15 protein-coding genes and 1 pseudogene are annotated in these 18,661 nt (G+C 66.4%); 6 read left to right on the top strand and 10 right to left on the bottom strand.

Annotated elements, in window-relative coordinates; translation table 11 throughout:
• Window positions 1-355, top strand: a 355-nt coding sequence (locus tag ADL15_RS09780) for a response regulator transcription factor (protein WP_232343992.1), incomplete at its 5' end; no start/stop codon positions are given.
• 238 nt (window positions 356-593) lie between these two features.
• Window positions 594-1,478, top strand: a complete 885-nt coding sequence (locus tag ADL15_RS09775; protein ID WP_083971074.1) for a PrsW family intramembrane metalloprotease — start codon at window positions 594-596, stop codon at window positions 1,476-1,478.
• A gap of 365 nt (window positions 1,479-1,843) precedes the next feature.
• On the opposite strand, the gene ADL15_RS09770 is transcribed toward ADL15_RS09775, so the two are convergent.
• Window positions 1,844-3,439 carry a sensor histidine kinase gene (locus ADL15_RS09770; RefSeq protein ID WP_232343991.1) on the bottom strand — a complete coding sequence of 532 codons (1,596 nt, stop codon included), beginning with the start codon at window positions 3,437-3,439 and terminating at the stop codon, window positions 1,844-1,846.
• 328 nt (window positions 3,440-3,767) lie between these two features.
• Here ADL15_RS09770 and ADL15_RS55185 point away from each other — a divergent pair.
• The 4 genes and pseudogenes from ADL15_RS55185 to ADL15_RS09760 all read left to right on the top strand — a co-directional run.
• Window positions 3,768-3,997, top strand: a pseudogene (locus ADL15_RS55185) (helix-turn-helix domain-containing protein); the annotation flags it as partial.
• A gap of 188 nt (window positions 3,998-4,185) precedes the next feature.
• The gene (locus ADL15_RS55180) at window positions 4,186-4,488 is read left to right on the top strand and encodes a transposase family protein (RefSeq protein ID WP_232343990.1); all 303 of its coding nucleotides are present in this window, start codon (window positions 4,186-4,188) and stop codon (window positions 4,486-4,488) included.
• 9 nt (window positions 4,489-4,497) lie between these two features.
• Window positions 4,498-5,019, top strand: a complete 522-nt coding sequence (locus tag ADL15_RS55175; protein WP_338025527.1) for a transposase family protein — start codon at window positions 4,498-4,500, stop codon at window positions 5,017-5,019.
• 174 nt (window positions 5,020-5,193) lie between these two features.
• On the top strand, window positions 5,194-5,976 hold the full coding sequence (locus tag ADL15_RS09760) for a transposase family protein (RefSeq protein WP_067687452.1): 783 nt from the start codon (window positions 5,194-5,196) through the stop codon (window positions 5,974-5,976).
• Between the two features lie 335 nt (window positions 5,977-6,311).
• On the opposite strand, the gene ADL15_RS51190 is transcribed toward ADL15_RS09760, so the two are convergent.
• The 9 genes from ADL15_RS51190 to ADL15_RS09725 all read right to left on the bottom strand — a co-directional run.
• Window positions 6,312-7,301: a beta-ketoacyl-ACP synthase 3 gene (locus tag ADL15_RS51190; protein ID WP_083971073.1), complete on the bottom strand. Its 990-nt coding sequence runs from the start codon at window positions 7,299-7,301 to the stop codon at window positions 6,312-6,314.
• Between the two features lie 43 nt (window positions 7,302-7,344).
• Window positions 7,345-7,596: an acyl carrier protein gene (locus ADL15_RS51185; RefSeq protein ID WP_198170684.1), complete on the bottom strand. Its 252-nt coding sequence runs from the start codon at window positions 7,594-7,596 to the stop codon at window positions 7,345-7,347.
• A gap of 23 nt (window positions 7,597-7,619) precedes the next feature.
• Complete coding sequence (locus tag ADL15_RS09755) at window positions 7,620-9,491, bottom strand: cobalamin-dependent protein (RefSeq protein WP_067687450.1); 1,872 nt, start codon at window positions 9,489-9,491, stop codon at window positions 7,620-7,622.
• A gap of 23 nt (window positions 9,492-9,514) precedes the next feature.
• Window positions 9,515-10,264: a thioesterase II family protein gene (locus ADL15_RS09750; protein WP_067687447.1), complete on the bottom strand. Its 750-nt coding sequence runs from the start codon at window positions 10,262-10,264 to the stop codon at window positions 9,515-9,517.
• A 39-nt stretch (window positions 10,265-10,303) separates the two neighbouring features.
• Window positions 10,304-11,422: a zinc-binding dehydrogenase gene (locus ADL15_RS09745; RefSeq protein WP_067687445.1), complete on the bottom strand. Its 1,119-nt coding sequence runs from the start codon at window positions 11,420-11,422 to the stop codon at window positions 10,304-10,306.
• The gene (locus tag ADL15_RS09740) at window positions 11,419-12,207 is read right to left on the bottom strand and encodes a phytanoyl-CoA dioxygenase family protein (RefSeq protein WP_067687443.1); all 789 of its coding nucleotides are present in this window, start codon (window positions 12,205-12,207) and stop codon (window positions 11,419-11,421) included. Before ADL15_RS09740 ends, ADL15_RS09745 begins: the two co-directional genes overlap by 4 nt.
• Before the next feature lie 93 nt (window positions 12,208-12,300).
• Entirely contained in the window at window positions 12,301-12,534 is a 234-nt protein-coding gene (locus ADL15_RS09735) for an MbtH family protein (RefSeq protein WP_067687441.1), read from the bottom strand.
• A complete protein-coding gene (locus tag ADL15_RS09730) occupies window positions 12,531-16,388 on the bottom strand; it encodes a non-ribosomal peptide synthetase (RefSeq protein WP_067687439.1) in 3,858 nt (1,285 codons plus the stop codon). The genes ADL15_RS09735 and ADL15_RS09730 overlap by 4 nt, the downstream gene beginning before the upstream one ends.
• 4 nt (window positions 16,389-16,392) lie before the next feature.
• Window positions 16,393-18,661: condensation domain-containing protein (locus ADL15_RS09725; RefSeq protein ID WP_269748326.1), on the bottom strand; the 2,269-nt coding region annotated here is incomplete at its 5' end.

Here is an 18,661-nt window from a genome sequence, read left to right as displayed (position 1 = left end):
AATAGAAGCGTCAGAACTCCTATCCTCCCAGGCCAGAGGGCACTTTCTATCTTCCGGGGTGCCGCCGTCTCACCATTCAGCGGTGGATCGAGGCTCAGGTGATCTGCGCGGATTGACCCACCGCGAACTGGAAATTCTGGGGTTCATCATCGACGGCCGGGCAAATCAGCACATCGCCCGCACTCTTTTCATCACCGAACGCACGGTGGCCGCACACATGGAACACATTCGCGCGAAACTCGAGGCGCCCACCCGTACAGTCGCCGCCGTTCGATCCCTGCACCTGGCTCTGTACATTCCGCGACAGCTCACCGAGGCGGCCGAACTGACGCGCAATCGGCGTCCGGCCCATTGACGCGACGCGGCCGCGGCGAGGTCCAGGACGAGTGCCCGGGATTGGCAATCATGCCAATCGACGCCGGTGGCCGACAGCGGTAATCCTGAAGGACCGGATCCGCAGCGAACCGGCGACAGGGTGCGACGGGCGGCGGCATGCCGCCCGTGCCGAGCCCGTACGAGATGGGAGCCCGATCGTGGTTGAGGCCGTGTTCACCACCCACCCTGCGACCCGGTCAGGCCGCGTGTGGTTACGCATGTTCCTGACCGGGCTCGTGCTCTGGATGGCCGCCGTCGTGATCATTTTCGTGACCGGCAACGCCAACCTGATACCGACCGTGGTACTGCTCGGCAGCTTCCTGGTGCCGGTCACCTTCGTCGCGTGGGCCTTCGAACGCCGCGAGACCGGAGAGATAACCGACGGGCTGATCTTCTCGACGTTCGTCTCCGGCGGTGTCCTCGGCGTCCTGGGTGCCTCGGTGCTCGAGGCGTTCCTGCTGCACCCGTCGCCGTGGTTGTTCTTCGGAGTCGGACTGATCGAGGAGGCGGTCAAGCTCGGTGCCCTGATGATGCTGACCCGCCGCCTGCGGACCAGAACGCTGCGGGACGGGATGATCCTCGGCGCCGCCGTCGGCTTCGGGTTCGCCGCGTTCGAGTCCGCCGGCTATGCCTTCACCGCACTCTTCTCGGTCGACGGGTTGTCGCTGGCACAGCTGGTGCAGACCGAGGTGTTGCGCGGCCTGCTGGCGCCGGTCGGGCATGGCCTGTGGACCGCGATCCTGGGCGGGATTTTGTTCGCCGCATCCCGGCCGCAGCACTTCAGGACCACCGCGAAGGTGGTTCTCACATACCTGGGCGTGTCGATCCTGCACGGTCTGTGGGATTCGATGCACAGCATCGCCCTCTACCTGACGCTGGTACTGACCGAGGGCGAACAGTTCGTGGCGACGCCGCACGGATGGCTGGTCGAGCCGAGCACCGAGCAGGTCAACATCTTCACCGCCGTGGAATGGGGCGGGCTGGCAGTCGTCTCGATGATCGGCATCGCCTGGCTGCTTGTCCTGTGGCACAGGACGCCGCGTCCGGTTCGCATCGGCTGGGGGATCGTCCGATCGCCGGTCATACCGGCTGTGGGACCGTGAGAGAGACCAGCATCCGGAACGCGCCGACGGGCGGGGTCAGGAGACCACAAGGCTGACGTCCTTGCCGAGTAGCGAGGAAATCTGAGCCGGCCAGGAGGTAGCCCTGGCCGAATTCACAGCCGAGCTCGCGCAATTTTGCTGCAGGTGCAGGTCACCTCGCCATCGCCGGCCAATCGCACCGCCCGGGGCGGATCCCTACCAGCAGGCGTTCGGCCAGGAAGGCGGTCTCACCGTCGTCGAGTTCCTCGACGAGTACCGGAACTCGTCACCCGACGTTCCACCAAGCTCCCCCGCCCTGGATCGGCGATGACACGAGTTTCGGGCGCTGTCATCAGGCGGTTCAGGTCCAAGCGTTTGACGCGCCATCAGAGCGGCGAAGGCTCACCGTTCAGCAGGTCCAACGATTCCGTCGCTTCCGGGCTCGGCCGGGCTCGGGGCAGGCGCAGCACGAATCGGCCGCCGTGCGGGACGACGTTCTCGTACCAGACCTGGCCGTGGTTCGCCTCGGCGAGCAGCTTGCACAGGTACAGCCCGAACCCGGCGCCGGTCCTCGGACCGTCGGTCTGTTCGGCCTGGGTGAACCGGTCGAACAGGTGCGCGACGAAGTCCGGTGGTACGCCGTTGCCTTCGTCGGTGACGGTGAGCAGAACGTCGTTGCCAGTGTCGTTGAGGGTCGCTGACACGCAGATGTTGCCGGGGCTGTATTTGACCGCGTTCGTGACGAAGTTGGTGAGCACTTCGTGGGTGTGCACCGGGTCGGCCCAGACGGCCGCGCCGGGTGGGCCGTAGCTGGCGGTGACCCGCATGCGGGCCTGCTTGGTCAGGTTGTCGGTGACCCGGTCCAGCGCCTGCTCGACCGGCAGCGCGACGGGTTGGGTGTGGATGCGGCCCGGTTCGGCGCGGCAGAGTGCGAGCAGGTGCGCGGCCATGTCGAGTAGCTGGTTGACCCGGCTGCCGAGTGCCTGGGCGGCGGCGCGGCGTTCATCGTCGGTGGTGGTGTCCCACTCGTGGGTCAGTTCTTCGGAGTAGGCCGAGATCACGGCCAGGGGCTGGTTGATCTCGTGGGTGAGAGTGGCGATGATGTCGCCTTTCCAGATGCCCGTGGCCTCCAATTCGCGGTTGACGGCGGTGAGGTGCTCGGCCCAGCGGCCCAGTTCACGGTGGGCCCGGTCGAGATCCGCGTGAGCTACCGAGAGCCGACGGTAGAGGCTCGCGGTTTCGGCGAGCAGGGCCAGCAACACCGTTCCGGAAGAGACCAGCAGAGCAACCGCTTCCGCATACCAGCCGAGCGAATAACGGTACGGAGTGACCAGGTACAGGGTCGCGGCGGCCAGGGACGCGCTCATCGCCACGGCCACCCACCGTTCCACCGACGGCCGGTGGCGCAGGTCCCTGACCACCACCAGCAGGCTGACGGCCGCGGCGAGCAGCCCCACACCCACCACCCAACGGCCCGCTGCGGTCGGCGCACCGTCCTGGTAAAGCCGGGGCAACTGGTCGGCGGCACCGACGATGAGGCCCGTTATCGCGGCCACCAGCGCGAGCGTCACAGCGGCCGCGACCGCGGTGGCGGCCCGTGGCCGCGCCCGGGCCTGCTTGCTCAGCCGGGCCGGTAGTGCGGTGACAACCATCTGTTGCACCGCCACCAGCACCGGGAACCCGCAGATGACGACCACGAACAGCCACGGAACGCAGACCTCGGACCAGGTCGAGCCGGGACCCCAGCGCTGCAGCCGGGTGAAGACGAGGGCGTAGGGCATCATCAACAGGCTGGAGTAGAGGTAGGCCGACGACAGGCCGAGCGTCGACAGCCGGCCACTGGCTAGGAACTGCTGCACCAGCAGATGCGCGGTCAGCAAGTCGGCCGCCGCCATGAGGACGAAAAACCCGATCATCAGGTTCGGGTGAGGACCCAGCCGGTAGCCCGCGATCGGCATGACGATCAGGACGGCTGCGATCACCGCGACCACGTACACCCGCAGGCCCAGGCTTGCTGGGATCTGTTCCGGTCGTCCCGCAGCGCTCCCCGGGTTCACGGCCTTCGACCCCCAAATATCCCTGATCCTGGAAGTCAAACGTTACTCGCGGTCGCCGCCGGACTTACTGGAAATCAAGGCCAGCCGACCCCGTCGGAATTGGTGTCTTGGGAATCTCCGCATGATGCTCAAGCGAGCTGTCATCGGCAGATCCAGATTCCGCACGGCACATCCGGATTCCGCACAAACGCAGGTCTTGGTCACCGACCCCAGGCGGCGGCTGAACCTGGACCCCCCTTCCATGATCGGGAGGGTGTTGAGCGTGGTGGACTGGGCGGAAATCCGTCGGCTTCATCGGGCGGAGGGAGGCCGATCAAGGCGATCGTCCGCAAACTCGGGGTCGGGCGGAACACCGTGCGGCGGGCGTTGGCGGCGGACACGCCGCCGTCGTATTCGCGGTCGGCGGAGCGGTCGATCGTGGATGCCGTCAAGCCGCAGATCAGAGCGTTGCTGGCCGAGTGGCCGTCGATACCGACGACAGTGAAGTGATCTCAGCAAGGAATGGCGGCTGATTCGGTACGAAACGGATAGTGAAGTGATCTCAGCAAGGAATGGCGGCTGATTCGGTACGAAACGGATAGTTGCCGCGTACCGGACAATGCTGGATATAGGCGTGGAGCCATCGATAGACACGTCCTTGCGACAGAAACACGCCTTCGAGAGGGCTCCACGTGATCGCCTATCCTGCCATGCTCGACGTCCCGAGGGAACTCGTGCGCCACCTCGGACGGCTGCTCGCCACCGAGCGCCGAGCCCGGGGAACCCGGACCGGAACTCGCGCCTTGACCTGCTTCTACCAGGCACTTCTTGTCCTCGTCTGGTTCCGCAAAGCGGAGGACGTCGCGCTGCTGGGAGCCGGCTTCGGCGCCTCCCGGGCCACGGCGTACCGCTACCGCGACGAGGGCGTCGCCGTCCTGGCCGCTCAGGCCCAGGACCTGCACACCGCCCTGCGCCGGGTCGCCGCCGACGGCTAGTCACACGTCATCCTCGACGGAAAACTATTCGACTGCGACCGGCTGACCGAGACCACGCTCAGCACCAAAGGCGAAACGATTGATGCCTGGTACTCGGGCAAGCACCGCGACTTCGGCGCAAACATTCAAGCAATCATGCGCCCGGACGGTCTGCCGATCTGGACTTCCGAGGCGATGCCCGGGCACCTGCACGACACCCGATGCGCCCGCGACCTGGGCGTCACCGCCGCACTCAACTGGTCCGCCAGCGAACTCGATCTCCCCACCCTGGCCGACTCCGGCTACGAAGGCACAGGTCACGGCATCAAGACACCGGTCAAGCAACCCAAAGACGGCAGCCGGCTCTCCTTCGACAACCGCGCCTGCAACAGCCTGCTCCGAGGCCTGCGATGGCAAGGCGAACCCGGCTTCGCCATCCTGATCGGACGCTGGAAAACCCTTCGCCGCACCACAGCCAGTCCGCGCAGAACCGGCGACATCCAGCCAGTCCGCGCAGAACCGGCGACATCGTCGCGGCTGCGCTCCACCTGACCCATTTTGAATATAAATACCTACCCGGATCTTGCTGAGATCACTTCAATGAGCCTTTTCCAAGCTGATCTTGCAGCTCCGGGCAGGTATAGCAGGGCCGGTGATCGATGAATGCGAGGCTCCAGGTAGGACAGCTGTCGACCAAGACTCGAAGCCCTGACCGGGAGCCTCGCCATGCTGTCCTACCCTGCCACGATCACGTTGTCCAGCCGGACCCTGAACCACCTCGCCGAACGCATCCGCACCCACCGCCAGCAGCGCGGATCGCGATGGCGGCGATTGAACCCCGGCCGTCAGGCCCTGCTCGCTCTGGCCCACCTGCGCAACGGCGACCCCTACACCCGCCTCGCGGCAGGCTTCGAGATCGGCGTCGCCACCGCCTGGCGCTACGTCCAGGAGGCGATCGCCCTGCTCAGCGCGGCCGCCGCCAACCTCGCCGGCGCGATGCGGCGCATCCAGCAGTTGGCGTACGCGATCCTGGACGGCACATTGATATCGATCGACCGGGTCGCCGACCAGAAGCCGTACTACTCCGGCAAGCACAAACGGCACGGCGTCAACGTGCAGGTCATCGCCGACGCAGCCGGGCGTCTCGTGTGGGCCTCGCCGGCGCTGCCCGGCTCGATCCACGACCTGACCGCCGCCCGCACCCACGGCATCATCGACGCGCTGACCAGCGCAGACGTAATGACCTTCGCCGACAAGGGCTATCAGGGCGCCCGCGGCAGCGTGCGCACGCCGTTCAAGCGGCGCCGCTTCCGGCCGAAGCTGTCACGCCGGCAAAAAACGGTCAACCGGGCACACGCCAAGATCCGCGCCCCCGGCGAACGCGCGATCGCCACACTCAAGACCTGGAAGATCCTGTCCAAGCTGCGCTGCTGCCCGCGCCGCGCGACCGCGATCGTGCAGGCCATCCTCGTCCTGCATCACGTCGAAGCCAACCGCTACGCACGATGAAAAAGGCTCAATCCAGCTACCGTTGCTGCCGCGACGAGCGCAAGCACGACCGCGACTGGATGATCACGGCCTTGGTCGGAGTGGCCGTCGGAGACGGCCAGCAGCAGGTCGAGCAGACCGTGACACGAAGGCGTGAACAAACATCCCGGACGCCAGCACGGGCGACGGATCGGCAATGAGAGTGGCAGACTGCGGCACGACGAAGCTCCGTTTGCACCAGATCCGTGAGAAGACCTGGTCTCAACGGGGCTTCGTCCATATCCGACACGCCGAGGCGAACATCGTCACTCCCCGCCACTATCGATCGCGAAACGGCCGTGCCGAAATGGCTGAGGCTAGGGAACAATGACAACTTGAGCTGCATAGTTCATCCCGGCACCGAATCCAACGAGCAAGGCGATATCACCTGCACGAGTAAGGCTCTCAGTCCGCAGCGCATCGAGAGCGAGCGGTATCGAAGCAGCGGACGTGTTTCCGGCGTTTATTACGTCCCGCGCGATGGTAGCATCGGAACGCAGACCGAGACGCTTCGTCATGGTTTCAATCATACGGAGGTTGGCCTGATGCGGCACGAATACGTCAATGTCACTCAGCGCCAATCCTGCCGCTCGAACAGCATTTGAACACGCGGGTACGACATTTTTCACGGCCCAGCGGAATACGTCACGACCATCCATTTGCATCCACGGTCGCACATCCGGCTCACCCCAGTATCCCGACATTCGCAATGCCGAAGCATGGGCCCCGTCGGCACGGCGGACCACCGGGCCGACGCCAACTGCGGTCGATCGGCCGATCAACACCGCGCCGGCTCCATCACCGAACAACACCGAAACCGTCCGATCCTCCGGGTCAACGATGTCAGTCATCCGCTCGACACCAATAACTATCGCGTTCGTAGCGTTGCCCGTTCGTACCGCGTCTGAAGCGATGGCAACCGCATGGCAAAAGCCAGCGCACGCCCCTGAAACGTCGATCCCCGCCGCCCTTCGCGCGCCAATCTCATGACAAACAAGGACCGACAACGGCGGCGTCTGCAGCATGTTCGACATGCTTGCCACCACAAGATAGTCGACCTCCGAGGCCGCAACGTCGGTAGCAGCAAGACTCGCGCGTGCGGCCGCCGACGCCATAGTCAACAACGTCTCATCCTCGGCAGCAAAGCGCCGTTCTCGGATTCCACTACGCTCTTCGATCCACTCGGGAGTAGATTTTATTGTTCGACACAGCTCAGCATTTCGGACCACTCTTCTCGGGCGGTAGGTGCCGATTCCCAGAATCCGGCTATGCACCAAACCAGCCTGTGATCTCAATGACACGTTCATAGCCCTCCGACCACCATCGTGATTGCGGCAGACTTTCGGAAATCTATCTCCTCGCAGCACGTTCGTCGAGGCTCTTGTTGATCAAACGGACCAAGTCTTCGACCGTGACAACTTCGTCCATCTGTTCGTCGGTCAGTTCCACACTGAATGAGTCCTCCACCTCTACTATAATCTCCATAACGGCGATACTGGTGGCGCCTAGATCGACGAGACCTGATAGGATGTCAACCCTCTCCTCGTCTATCCTCAGAACACCGGCTACAAGTGCTCGAACGGCATCCGGGCTTGCATTCACAGAGTCCTCCTCAGTCCGACGGTTCACGGCACACGCCAGAACGGCGCGATGTTCTCAATCTTCTCGATGACGCCGTGACAGTAGTGCGAGTTGTGTTCCAGAGTTTGACTTGACATAAAAGGCATCTGCATACGCTTGTGATCCACGACAAAGAGCCGGCCCGGCTGTTTGGCATCCGGTTCCAGCCGGACGCGCGAGATCACCAGGTCCGCCCACTCATCCGCCACCTCGACGACGTACTGCCGCCGGCCTTGACGGATCAGTTTCATGGTCCCCGAAAGCAATTGCGGCGTGTCGAGGGGGGTGTTGCTGTAGACGTATGGGCGGTTCAACTGGTCCAGGTCAAACAGTATGCGGCTCTGCTCGTCCGACCACCAATCTTGGCTTTGGACGAAGTTTCGCAAGTGCTTGCCAAAAAGCGCCCGCTGCGCGTGAAGCACGTTATGGATCGTGAGTCCGTAGTTACTGAACTCCCGAAATCCCAAGTGATCGACTGACTTGCGAATGAACGAGACGAGCTCGTCGTCGGCCGTCGCGTTGCGCCAGTGGTCGACGAAGGCGGACAGCACCTCGTCGTGGCTGGCGACTCCGGCGTCGGCGAGGTGGCGCGAGACGAGACGCAGTCCCCGAGTGTTCTGCACGGAGTGAACGGCGTAGAAGAACCACATGCCCTCCAGAAAGTCTGCATAGTCGACCTCCTGGGTGCCGATGACGAGTTCTGACTCACCGGCCTCCTGCTCGTCGGCACGGGTGACGAGCCCGAGCCGGTCGCGATCGCGGTACAGGGGCGTGTTGTGCAGCAGCAGGTGGGGGTACGCGATGATCGTCTGGGCCTCGTTGTCGCACAGCTTGCCGATACCGCTCTTGAAGGAGCTCACCGTCTCCCCGGGCAGCGGCCAGATGAGCTCGATGAACGAGCTGACACCACGTTCCTTGAGGTCCTGCTGCACCTCGTTGAACGCCGACAGCTTGATGTTGGAACGGTCGACGATCTGCAGCACAGCCGGTTCCATGCTCTGCATGGATATGGGCTGCGCGGCGATGACGCCGGCTTTCTGGAATATGTCGGCGATCTTGGTGACGGCGTGGGGTTTGTTCTTCGCCGAGGAGAAGTAGATGGCTCCGGGCAGCCCGTACTCGCGGTTGCAGTCGGCGATGTGCTGGGAGAATTCGATGTCCCGGCTGAGCATCCCCCAGTTCGCGTCGGCGATGTGCACGAAGAACACGTCGTTGCGGGCGATCCAGGTGATCTCCTCACGGACCCGTTCCTCGTCGAACCGGTACACCCGGTCGTTGGTGGCGGCGCCCCAGTAGCAGAACCCGCAGTGATAGGGACATCCGCGGTTCGACTCCAGGATGGCCATCGTGTACTCGGGTTTGAAGACGCCGGTGAGATACGGCGACGGGATGGTGTTGAGGTCGGAGATCCGCGGAGGCTGCGGATTGGTCACCATCACCCCGTCGCGGGGAAAGCTGATCCCCGGCACCTTCGCCATGTCGGGCACCGGTTCCAGCAGCTCACGCAGATAGTGGGCGAAAATCGCCTCGCCTTCGCCGTTGCACAGCACAGTGCGGGGGTCGGCCGTGCTCAGGTAACGGTCGGGATGGTGCATGACTTGAGGACCACCGAGGATGATGTGCGCCTGCGGCAGGGCCTCCCGGAGGGCGGTGGCGATCTTGCGCATGGCGCCGGTGTTCCACACGTAGCAGCTCAACGCATATACGTCGGCGGCGGCCGCGACCAGATCGGCGATCACCTTCTTGCGCGGCAACGAGACTTCGACGACGTACTTGTCGAAAGAGTACGACTGCGCCAGATAGCTGTCGGCCTTCGCGTAGGCCTCGAGATATCCCGACGCCAGCGGAACGACCCGCTCGAAGACGGTCAGCTCCACGAAAGTTACTTTCCGCAAGATTGTCACTCCCGTGTCCGCCGAACCAGATCCTGCACCAAGGACTCCTCATTCTTTTGCAGGTAGAAGTGATCGCCGCCGAAGAGCTTCGACCAGAATCCCGCCTGCGTGCAGTGCGCCCACGCTTCCAAGCCATCGGGTAGGAGTTCCGCCTCGAGATTGCCGGCGTATGCCGCGATCGGCGCCCGGAGCTTGTGCAAGCTGGGTTGGTAGGTCTCGATCAGCTGGTAGTCCGCCCGTACCGTGGGCAGGACCAGCGCCCGCAGCTCAGGCACGTCGAAGATCTCCGGCTCGAAGCCACCCAGCTTCTTGATATCGTCCACCAGCGCCTCGTCGCTCTGCCGATGCAGATCCCGCGGCACGATGCTGTCCGGGGCCTCACGGCTCGACACGGCGAGCAGCCGAACGGAACAGTCCAGCGTCCGTTCCAGGTCCACCGCCGTCTCATACGCGATAGCGGCCCCCATGCTGTGGCCGAAGAAGACCAGGGGCCGATCCCGCAAGGGGGCGAGCACCGGGACCAAGGTCTCGACCATCTCCTTCATGTCCCTGATGCAGGGCTCCTGCACCCGGTCCTGCCGACCCGGGTACTGCACGGCGAGAAGCTCGCATTTCTCCGGTAGCCAGGCGGGCCACGAGCGGAAGTAGCTCGCCGCTCCTCCGGCATGCGGGAAACAGATGATTCGCTCCACCGGGAAATCGACGGGACGGAACCGCCGCAGCCACCGCGTCGCCGGCGAGCTGACATTCATCATGACTGGTCACATCCTTCTTGCTGATGGATTCGAGGGCGGCTATCGGCCCACGCCGAGCACTGCTTTCACGACATCGCCGGCCCGCGCCGACCTCATCGCCTCGTCCACGTCCTTCAGCGGGAAGACCGAGACCATCTGGCCGATGTCGAATCGCCTGGTCAGCTGCGGCAGGAGATTCACATACTTGACGAGATGGCTGCCGGTGAAGGCCCACGAACCCACGACGGTCAACTGCCGGAAGACGATCTGATGCGGGTTGATGACCGTGTCACCGCTGTCGGTGTATTGGCCGACGACGACGTAGGCGCCTCCGCGGCGCACCAGCCGCAGGCCTTCGGCGATAGCCGTGGGCACGCCGGTGCATTCCACCACGACGTCGGCGCCGTAGGCATCACCGGTCAGCCGGACCGCCTCGGCCAGGGCCGCCTGCCGGTCCCCCTCGATGACGTTGACGTGGGCGGTGCCCAGTCCGATCGATTCCGCGAGCGCGAGCCGGTTCGCCGGGCCGCCGACGAGAATGACCTGGCGCGCACCGGACAGCTCAGCCAGCGCCGCGGCCGCGAAGCCGACCGGGCCGCTGCCCTGCACGATGACCACGTCGCCCGGTTTGATCGTCCAGCGGTCCACGAGGGCATGGACCATCGTCGGACCGGCGCAGGCCAGCGACATGGCGGACAGGGAGTCGACCTCATCGGGCAGCTTCACGACGGTGACATCGCGGTGCAGCCGGATGCGCTCGGCCCAGGATCCGGTCGGGCCTGAGTCCGCCGTCACCGTGCGGTTCACGCCGTACGTCTGCCGCCGGCTGCACAGCGTCGGCTCCAACTGATCGGCGCACGCCGAGCATCGACCGCACGAGACGGAGGACGCCCACATGACGCGGTCGCCCACCGACAGCAGCCGGCCGTTGCCATCGATCACGTCGGCGGCGCCCGTGGCTGCCACGACACCGAGTCCCTCGTGGCCCAGCGTCACGGGCGTGGGAATGGCAAGGTGCCCGTCCTGCAGATGCAGATCCGTGCCGCAGATGCCGCCGTACTCGATGTCGACGATGAGCTCGCCCGCCGCCGGTTGCGGCACGGGCAGGCCCCGGAGGGTGACAGGCGTTCCCGGCGCATCCAGGACAGCGGCGACGGCCGCGATGCCCGGCGATATCACGCGACGGCTCCCTCGACCGCCAGCAGGGGAGTGGTGTCCCGGCCCACCAGGTACTCGGCGCGCGGCTCGCCACGATGGCGGGGCAGGTTGCCGACGGAGTTGTAGGTGATGATCAACAGATTGCGCGAGAACGGCGAGATGTTCGTCGCTGACCCGTGCACGATCTCCGGGTGAAACAGGACCACCGAGCCGGCCGTGCCCTTCGGGCTGGTCATGTGGCGAGCCTGCGAAAGTTCGGCCAGGTCCGAGGACTTGAGGGAGTAGTCCTCCGGATCCACGTGCACGTCCGACTTCTCGTCCCGCGCCTTCGGCTTCTCGATGGTGCCGAGCTTCTGGGAGCCGGGCAGGAAGATCAGCGGGCCGTTGAACTCGGTCACCTCGTCCAGGAAGATCCCCACGTTGAGGGCCGCGGGGCTCGGCAGGTCGTCCACCTCACGCCACACGATGTAGTCCTGGTGCCAGGACCACGACTCTCCGCCGAACGGACGCTTCGTATTGATCTTGAACTGGTAGACGTACACGTCCGAATCGAGAATCTGCTTCGCGGGGTCCAGCAGCCGCGAGTCGCGGACGACGTGCCGGAACACCGGATGACGCAGATGCGAGGCGTAGACGGCACGCACCTTGACGCCGTCGTCCTCCATGACGCGGTGCGGGCCCGGCACCTCCTGGTCGTCCAGGAACGCCCCCGCCATCGCCTTCATCTCGGTCTCGGAGAAGACCTGTCCCAGGAGGACGAAGCCGTCCTCGTCGTACTGCTGAATCTGTTGCTCCGACAACTGCATCTTCAGTGCTCCCCATAGGTAGAACAGTCATGCGGTACGGGTGGAGCCGGGGTGCCCGGAGGATCGCCCCGGCCACCCCGACCGGGGAGGCGGCTAGTTGTCCGCCGCCGAGGCCACCGCACCGTCCATGGCGCGGCGAACCGACTCGGGTCGCATGTCCGTCCACGTCTTCTCGATGTAGTCGAGGCAGGCCTGTCGCGGCTCGTTCTCCAGGGCCACCGACCAGCCACCCGGCATGGCGACATGCAGGGGCCAGAGCGAGTACTGCCCCTCCTCGTTCACGAGCACGTGGAAGCTGGCGGTCTCGTCGTCGAACGGGTTGTTCATCGTTTCTCCAGTTCATCGGCGGGCACGGGCCGGGCGAGGTCGTCGAGAACCTGCGCCAGAATCGGCCCGATATTCTTCAGGGAGGCCTCCTCGAGCATCGTGTGATGCTCGGCGTCGACCTCGTGGACTCGGGTGTGTCTCTTGATGTACCGCTGCCAGACCGACGGCTCCGGCGTCCCGGGCGTCCGCCCGGAGGCGAACAGCAACAGATCGCCGTCGAACGTCGTCAGCACCGAGTTGTGATACAGCAGAAGGCAGTTGGCGTGGATCTCCGCCATCGCCTGGATGTGGTGTTCCTCGAGCGTGGCCAGCGCGCTGCCACGGGTCCGCAGGGTGTCGGAGACGTGCTGGAAGGTCAGCGGACCGACCGGATCCGGCTCGTCCGCACGCCGGCCGACGAAGTCGAGCATGAAGCTCAACATGTCCTCTTCGCGGATGTTCGGGGCGTCCTCCATGCGCATGCCCTCGTACGGGTACGCCTCGACGAGCGCAAGCAGGGCGACCTGCTCGCCGGCCTCCTGCAACGCGGTGGCTATGGCATGGGCCACCACGCCACCGAACGAATATCCGAAGAGGTGGTACGGGCCGTGCGCCTGCACCTTGCGGATCTCGGTGACGTAGTCGTTCGCCATCTCGGTAATGCTCGACGGCAGCGGCTCCGCGGCGGCCAGGCCACGCGCCTGCAACGCGAAGACCGGGCGGTCCGGGCCGAGATGGCTGATGAGATGCACATATCCCCAGCTGATGCCGCCGCCCGGATGGACGCAGAACAGGGGCGGGAGCGACCCCTCACCCTTGAGCGGGATCATCACCTCGAGGGAACGGTCCTGGATGTCCATGCCGAGCTTGCCCGCGAGGCCCCGCACGGTGGGCGCCTCGAACAGTTCCCGCAGCGGCAGCTTGGCTCCGAGCCGCCGTTGGATCTTGCCGAGCAGGATGGTGGCCGAGTAGGACGTGCCGCCGGCATCGAAAAAGCTGTCGAGCACACCGATGTCGTTGCGTTCGAGAGTCTCCCGGAACGCTTCCAGCAGCACCTCCTCGTTGGGCGTCGCCGGCGCCGTCATCGACGCCACGGGGCTTCGGTCCGGACGCGGCAGCCGCGACTTGTCGACCTTGCCGCTGACCAGACGCGGGAGTTCGTCGAGCAGCACGAACGCCGACGGGATCATCGCGGCCGGCACGCGTGGCGCGAGATAGTCCCGCAACTGTTCGGGCAGGGACCCGTCAGGCGCCTTCGGCACGATGTAACCCACGAGCGCCGCAGGCCGGCCCTCCTCGGTGACCACGTGCGCCACGGCCTGCGCCACGAGCGGGTGGGCCGAAAGCAGATGGGTGACCTCCTGCGGCTCGATCCGGTGTCCCCGGATCTTCACCTGGTCGTCGGCGCGCGAGACGTAGTGCAGGTTGCCGGCGGCGTCCCACCGCACCAGGTCACCGGTCCGGTACATCCGGGTCCCGGCGGCGCCGAACGGGTCGGCGACGAACCGTTCAGCGGTGCGCACAGGGCTCGTGTATCCCCGGGCCAGACCCGCCCCGGCCAGGTAGAGCTCACCGACGGCGCCCTCGGGAACGAGCCGGAGCCGGTCGTCGAGGACGTAGGCGATCGTGTTGGCCAGCGGCGTCCCGATGGCGGGCGCCTCGTCCCCGGCGCCGATCGGGGCCGCGGTGGACCAGATCGTCGTCTCAGTCGGCCCGTACGCGTTCAGCGCGCTGCGGGTGCGCCATGCAAGGCTGTCCGCCAACGTCGGCGACAGCGCCTCGCCGCCGCAGATCGCCTTGACGTCGCGCAGCAGATCCTCGGGGACCGCACCGAGCAATATTCGCCAGGCGGTCGGTGTGGCCTGCATAATCGTCACACCGGAACCGATGATCCGGCCGAGGTCGGAGGGTGAGGCGAGCAGATCCGGCGGCGCCAGCACGACGCGGGCGCCGCGCAGCAGAGGCAGCCACAGCTCCAGCGCCGCGATGTCGAACATCAGCGAGGACAGCGCGAGAACGGTGTCGTCGGCCGTGATGTCCAGCCGCTGCACCATCGCATGGAGCAGGTTCACCACGCCCTGCTGGGTGACGACCACCCCCTTGGGCGTGCCCGTCGATCCCGACGTGTACAGCACGTAGGCCGGTGTTCCAGGCGTCACCGCGGGGTTCCGCAGCGAGCCCTCGGCTGTCTCCTGCAGCGCCTGGGCGACTGTTGCCGACGTCAGGGTAATCCGCGCGCCCGCGTCGGCCACCATCCTCGCGACACGTTCGGCCGGCTGGCCGGGCTCCACGGGCAGGTACGCCGCACCGGCCTTGAGCACGGCCAGCACGGAGACGACCAGATCGACCGAGCGCGGTAGCGCCAGCGCGACCACCTGCTCAGGCCCGGCGCCCCGGTCAGCCAGCCATCGCGCCAGCCGCGCGGCCCGTGAGTCCAGTTCCGCGTACGTGATCCGTTCGTCGCCGGACACGACGGCCGTGGCCTCCGGGGATCGCTCGGCCTGGTGCGCGAACATCGCCGCGAGGGTGGTGGCCGGCACCTCGCGCCGGGTGTCGTTCCACGTCGACAGCAGCCGCTCGCGCTCCTCCTCGCCGAGCACGTCGAGGGCGGCGATCGGCCGGTCCGGACCGGCCGCGAGGGCGGTGAGCACCCGGCGCATCCGGTCCAGCAGTGCTCGGGCCGTGTCCTCACCGAGCCGGTCCGGGTCGTGGTCAGCCCGCAGCCGCAACTGCTCGCCCGGCACGGCGACCAGCGTGAACGGATAGTGCGTCGTCTCCCAGGCGCTCGCGGACACCAGTCGCAGGCCGGCGACCTCGCCGTCGGCGCCATGCCGCCGGAGCGGGTAGTTCTCGAAGATCAGAACGGTGTCGAAGAGCACCGGAAGGTCGAGCGCCTTCTGGATGTCGCTGAGCCCGACGTGGTGGTGGGCCGCCATGCGGTTCTGCTCGCCCTGCAGGCGGGTGAGGGCCACCTGCACCTGCTCGTCGCCGAGCGTGACGCGCCAGGGCAGGGTGTTGATGAACAAGCCGATGATCCGGTCGACATCCGGCAGCTCTACCGGACGGCCGGACACGACGGATCCGAAGACCACGTCCCGGCGCCCCGTCACGCGAGCGAGCACCACAGCCCAGGCGAGGGACACGACCGTGCTCAGCGTGACGTCGCTGGTGCGGGCCAGCGCGTTCAGCGCAGCCGTCGTGGCGGCCGGCAGTTCGATCTCCACCCGGCTGTTGCGGGTCTTGGCCGCGTTGCCACCGGCGGCGACCAGCGTCGGCTCACCGACGTCCCCGAGTAGGTCGGTCCAGACCTTGAGCGACAGCTCCTGGTTCTGCGTGGCGAGCCAGGAGAGATAGGACGCGTACGGGACCGGGGCCGCAGGCCGCACGTCGGGTTCCGCGTACGCCTGGAAGAGCTCACCGAGCACGAGCGGCAGCGACCAGCCGTCCATGGCGATGTGGTGCACGGTCAGCAGCAGGTAGGCCTTGCGCGCGCCGTGCCGCACGAGCGTCAGGCGCAGCAGCGAGCCGCTCTCCAGGTCGAAACCCTCCGCTCGGTCCCGCTCACGAATCTGCTCGAGGGTGTCGCCCCCGCTGGTGAGCGTGACGACACGCCAGTCCAGCCGGGGCTCTCGCACGAGGATCTGCACCGGACGACTGACATCGCGATAGCGGAACGCCGCGCCCAGATTCGGGTGCCGCCTCAGCAACCGGCGGCCGGCCGATGCGAGCCGCTCCTCGTCGACCTCTCCGGCGACTTCGAGCGACAGCTGGACCACGTACATGTCCGAGGTGCTGTCCTCGTACAGGGAGTGGAACAGCAACCCTTCCTGCAGTGGCGTCAGCGGTAGGATGTTGAGGATTTCCCTGGTTGTCATTCGGCTACCGTCCCCATTCCGCCTCGATCGCATCGATCTGTTCCTGGCTGAGAGCCGCCAGGGGTACATCCGAGGGCGTGAGGCCCCCGGCCCCGTCGGCCCCCGCGTGTCGCGCCATCGCGGCGAGCACGTCGCGCCACGTCTCGACGAGCGCACCGGTGTCCACCGACGCCGAGCGCCACGTCGCCACCAGCCGAACCCCCTCCTCGTGCTCCTGGGCGAGGAGGGTGAGCTCGATGGGGTGCAGCAGCGGGGCGCCGCCCGTCACGGTCAGCACGTCCGCTTCGGCGGCCAGCGCCCAGTCCTGTTGCTTGACCGCGCCGAACCGGCCGAGGTAGTTGACAGCCACTGCGGGCGTCGGCAGGGCAGCGAGCCGGGCCGCCGTGTCCGGGTTCAAGTAACGCAGCAGGCCGTAGCCGAGCCCTTCCTGGGGTACCGCGTTCAGCTGCTCCTTGGTGCTCTTGAGCAGATTCGCCACGGACTTCCCGCCGGCCTCGAAGTCCGCTTCGTCGGAGCGCCCGGCGTCGATCCGGATGGGATAGATGTTGGTGAACCAGCCGACCGTTCGTGTGGTGTCCACACCGAGCCTGGCGTCGTAGCGCCCATGGCTCTCGAGGTCGACGAGCAAACCGTGGCTGTACCGCAGCGCGCTGCGGCGGCAGGACTCGGCGAGGGCCGCGACGAACACCACGTCCGGCGTCGTGCGGTAACGGGCGGGAAGCACAGTGAGCAGGGCGTCGGACGTCTGAGCGTCGAACGCCATGACTGTTTCATCGACGGGGCCGGACGTGGCCGTGCTCTCCTCCTCCGCACCGCCGGAGACCGCTCGTAGCATGTCCTCCCAGAAGGGCAGCGTGCCTAGCTGATCGGGTTGCTGTGCCTGCTGGCGCAGGCGGTGCGACCAGGTCCGGAACGAGGTGGTGCGGGCAGTGGGCGCCGGCGGCTGGTGACGCCGGACCGCTTGCCACGCCTCAGGGAGGTCCTCCAGCAGGATCCGCCAGGAGACGCCGTCGATCGCCAGGTGGTTGACGGCCAGGAGCAGGCGCCCGGTTTGGGATTCGCCGAGATCCACCCACACCGCGCGGAGCATGACTCCGGACGCCGGGTCCAGGCCGGCGAGCGCGGCCGGGTATCGCTCCCGCAGGATGTCGCGGATTTCCGCCAACGAGGAGTCGCGGGCCCGTACCTGATCGATGAGATCGCCGGCCCGGACCGACCCGGCCGCCCTGGTGTGCAGATTCCACTGTCCGTCCGCGGTGACGCTCACCGTGGCGCGCAACATCTCGTGCTGGTCGACGACCCGTTGGAGCACTTGGCTCATCTGGTCGAACGTGATGCCTGCGGGGGTGTGCAGAACCATCGCCTGGTGCAGGTCACGCTCGTTGAGCCCACGATGCCGGACGAACTCCATGACGGGGGTGGCCGGCACGTCTCCGATTCCGTCGTCCTGATGCCGGTCCTGCGCGGGAGCCGCCGCGCCGGCCGCCGCGATCAGGGCGGCGACGGACTTGTGCTGCATGACGTCCTGTGCGCTGATCATGATTCCGGCCCGGCGGGCCTTGCTGACCAGCTGGATCGACAGGATGCTGTCGCCGCCGAGATCGAAGAAGCTGTCGTCGACGCCGACGGTGGGCAGGCCGAGGACTTCGGCGAACAGACCGCAGAGGAGGTCTTCCTGGGGAGTGCGCGGGGCGCGGCTGGTATGCGCGGTGCCCAGCTCAGGCGCGGGCAGGGCCCGGCGGTCGAGCTTGCCGCTGGGTGTCAGCGGGAGCCGGTCGATCGGCACCAGCACCGCCGGAACCATGTGCGCCGGCAACATCTCACCCAGCTGCCGACGCAACCGGCTGGTCAGATCACCGGTATACCGCGACGCCAGCGGATCATTGCCGTAAGCCCGCAACGAAGCACGACCGGCCGACACCGCCCGGCACACATTGTCGAAAACCTCGGCACCGACCTGAGCCGGCACGAACACCACGTCAAACGCCGCGTCGTCATCGGGACACCACGTCGTCAACGCCCGATACCCCAGCCCCGCAGCGATCACATGCACCAGCTCCGGATCCACCGCAGCCACCGGCTCCTGCGACAGGCACGCCCGCACCTGACCCAAACCCTCACCGGCCTCCAGCGCACGAGCAGCCGCGACCTCCCCCGCAACCCGCGCGTTAGCAATCCCGGTAACCCTCAACCAGCCCTGCCCGGCCCGCAACCGATCCCGCAACGCCCCCGGCGAACGCAGCCCCGACCACGCCAGCGTGTCCACCGCCGCC

The organism is Actinoplanes awajinensis subsp. mycoplanecinus (genome assembly GCF_001509495.1).
Classification (GTDB): Bacteria; Actinomycetota; Actinomycetes; order Mycobacteriales; family Micromonosporaceae; genus Actinoplanes; species Actinoplanes palleronii.
This window is presented reverse-complemented; position numbering and strand designations above follow the sequence as displayed.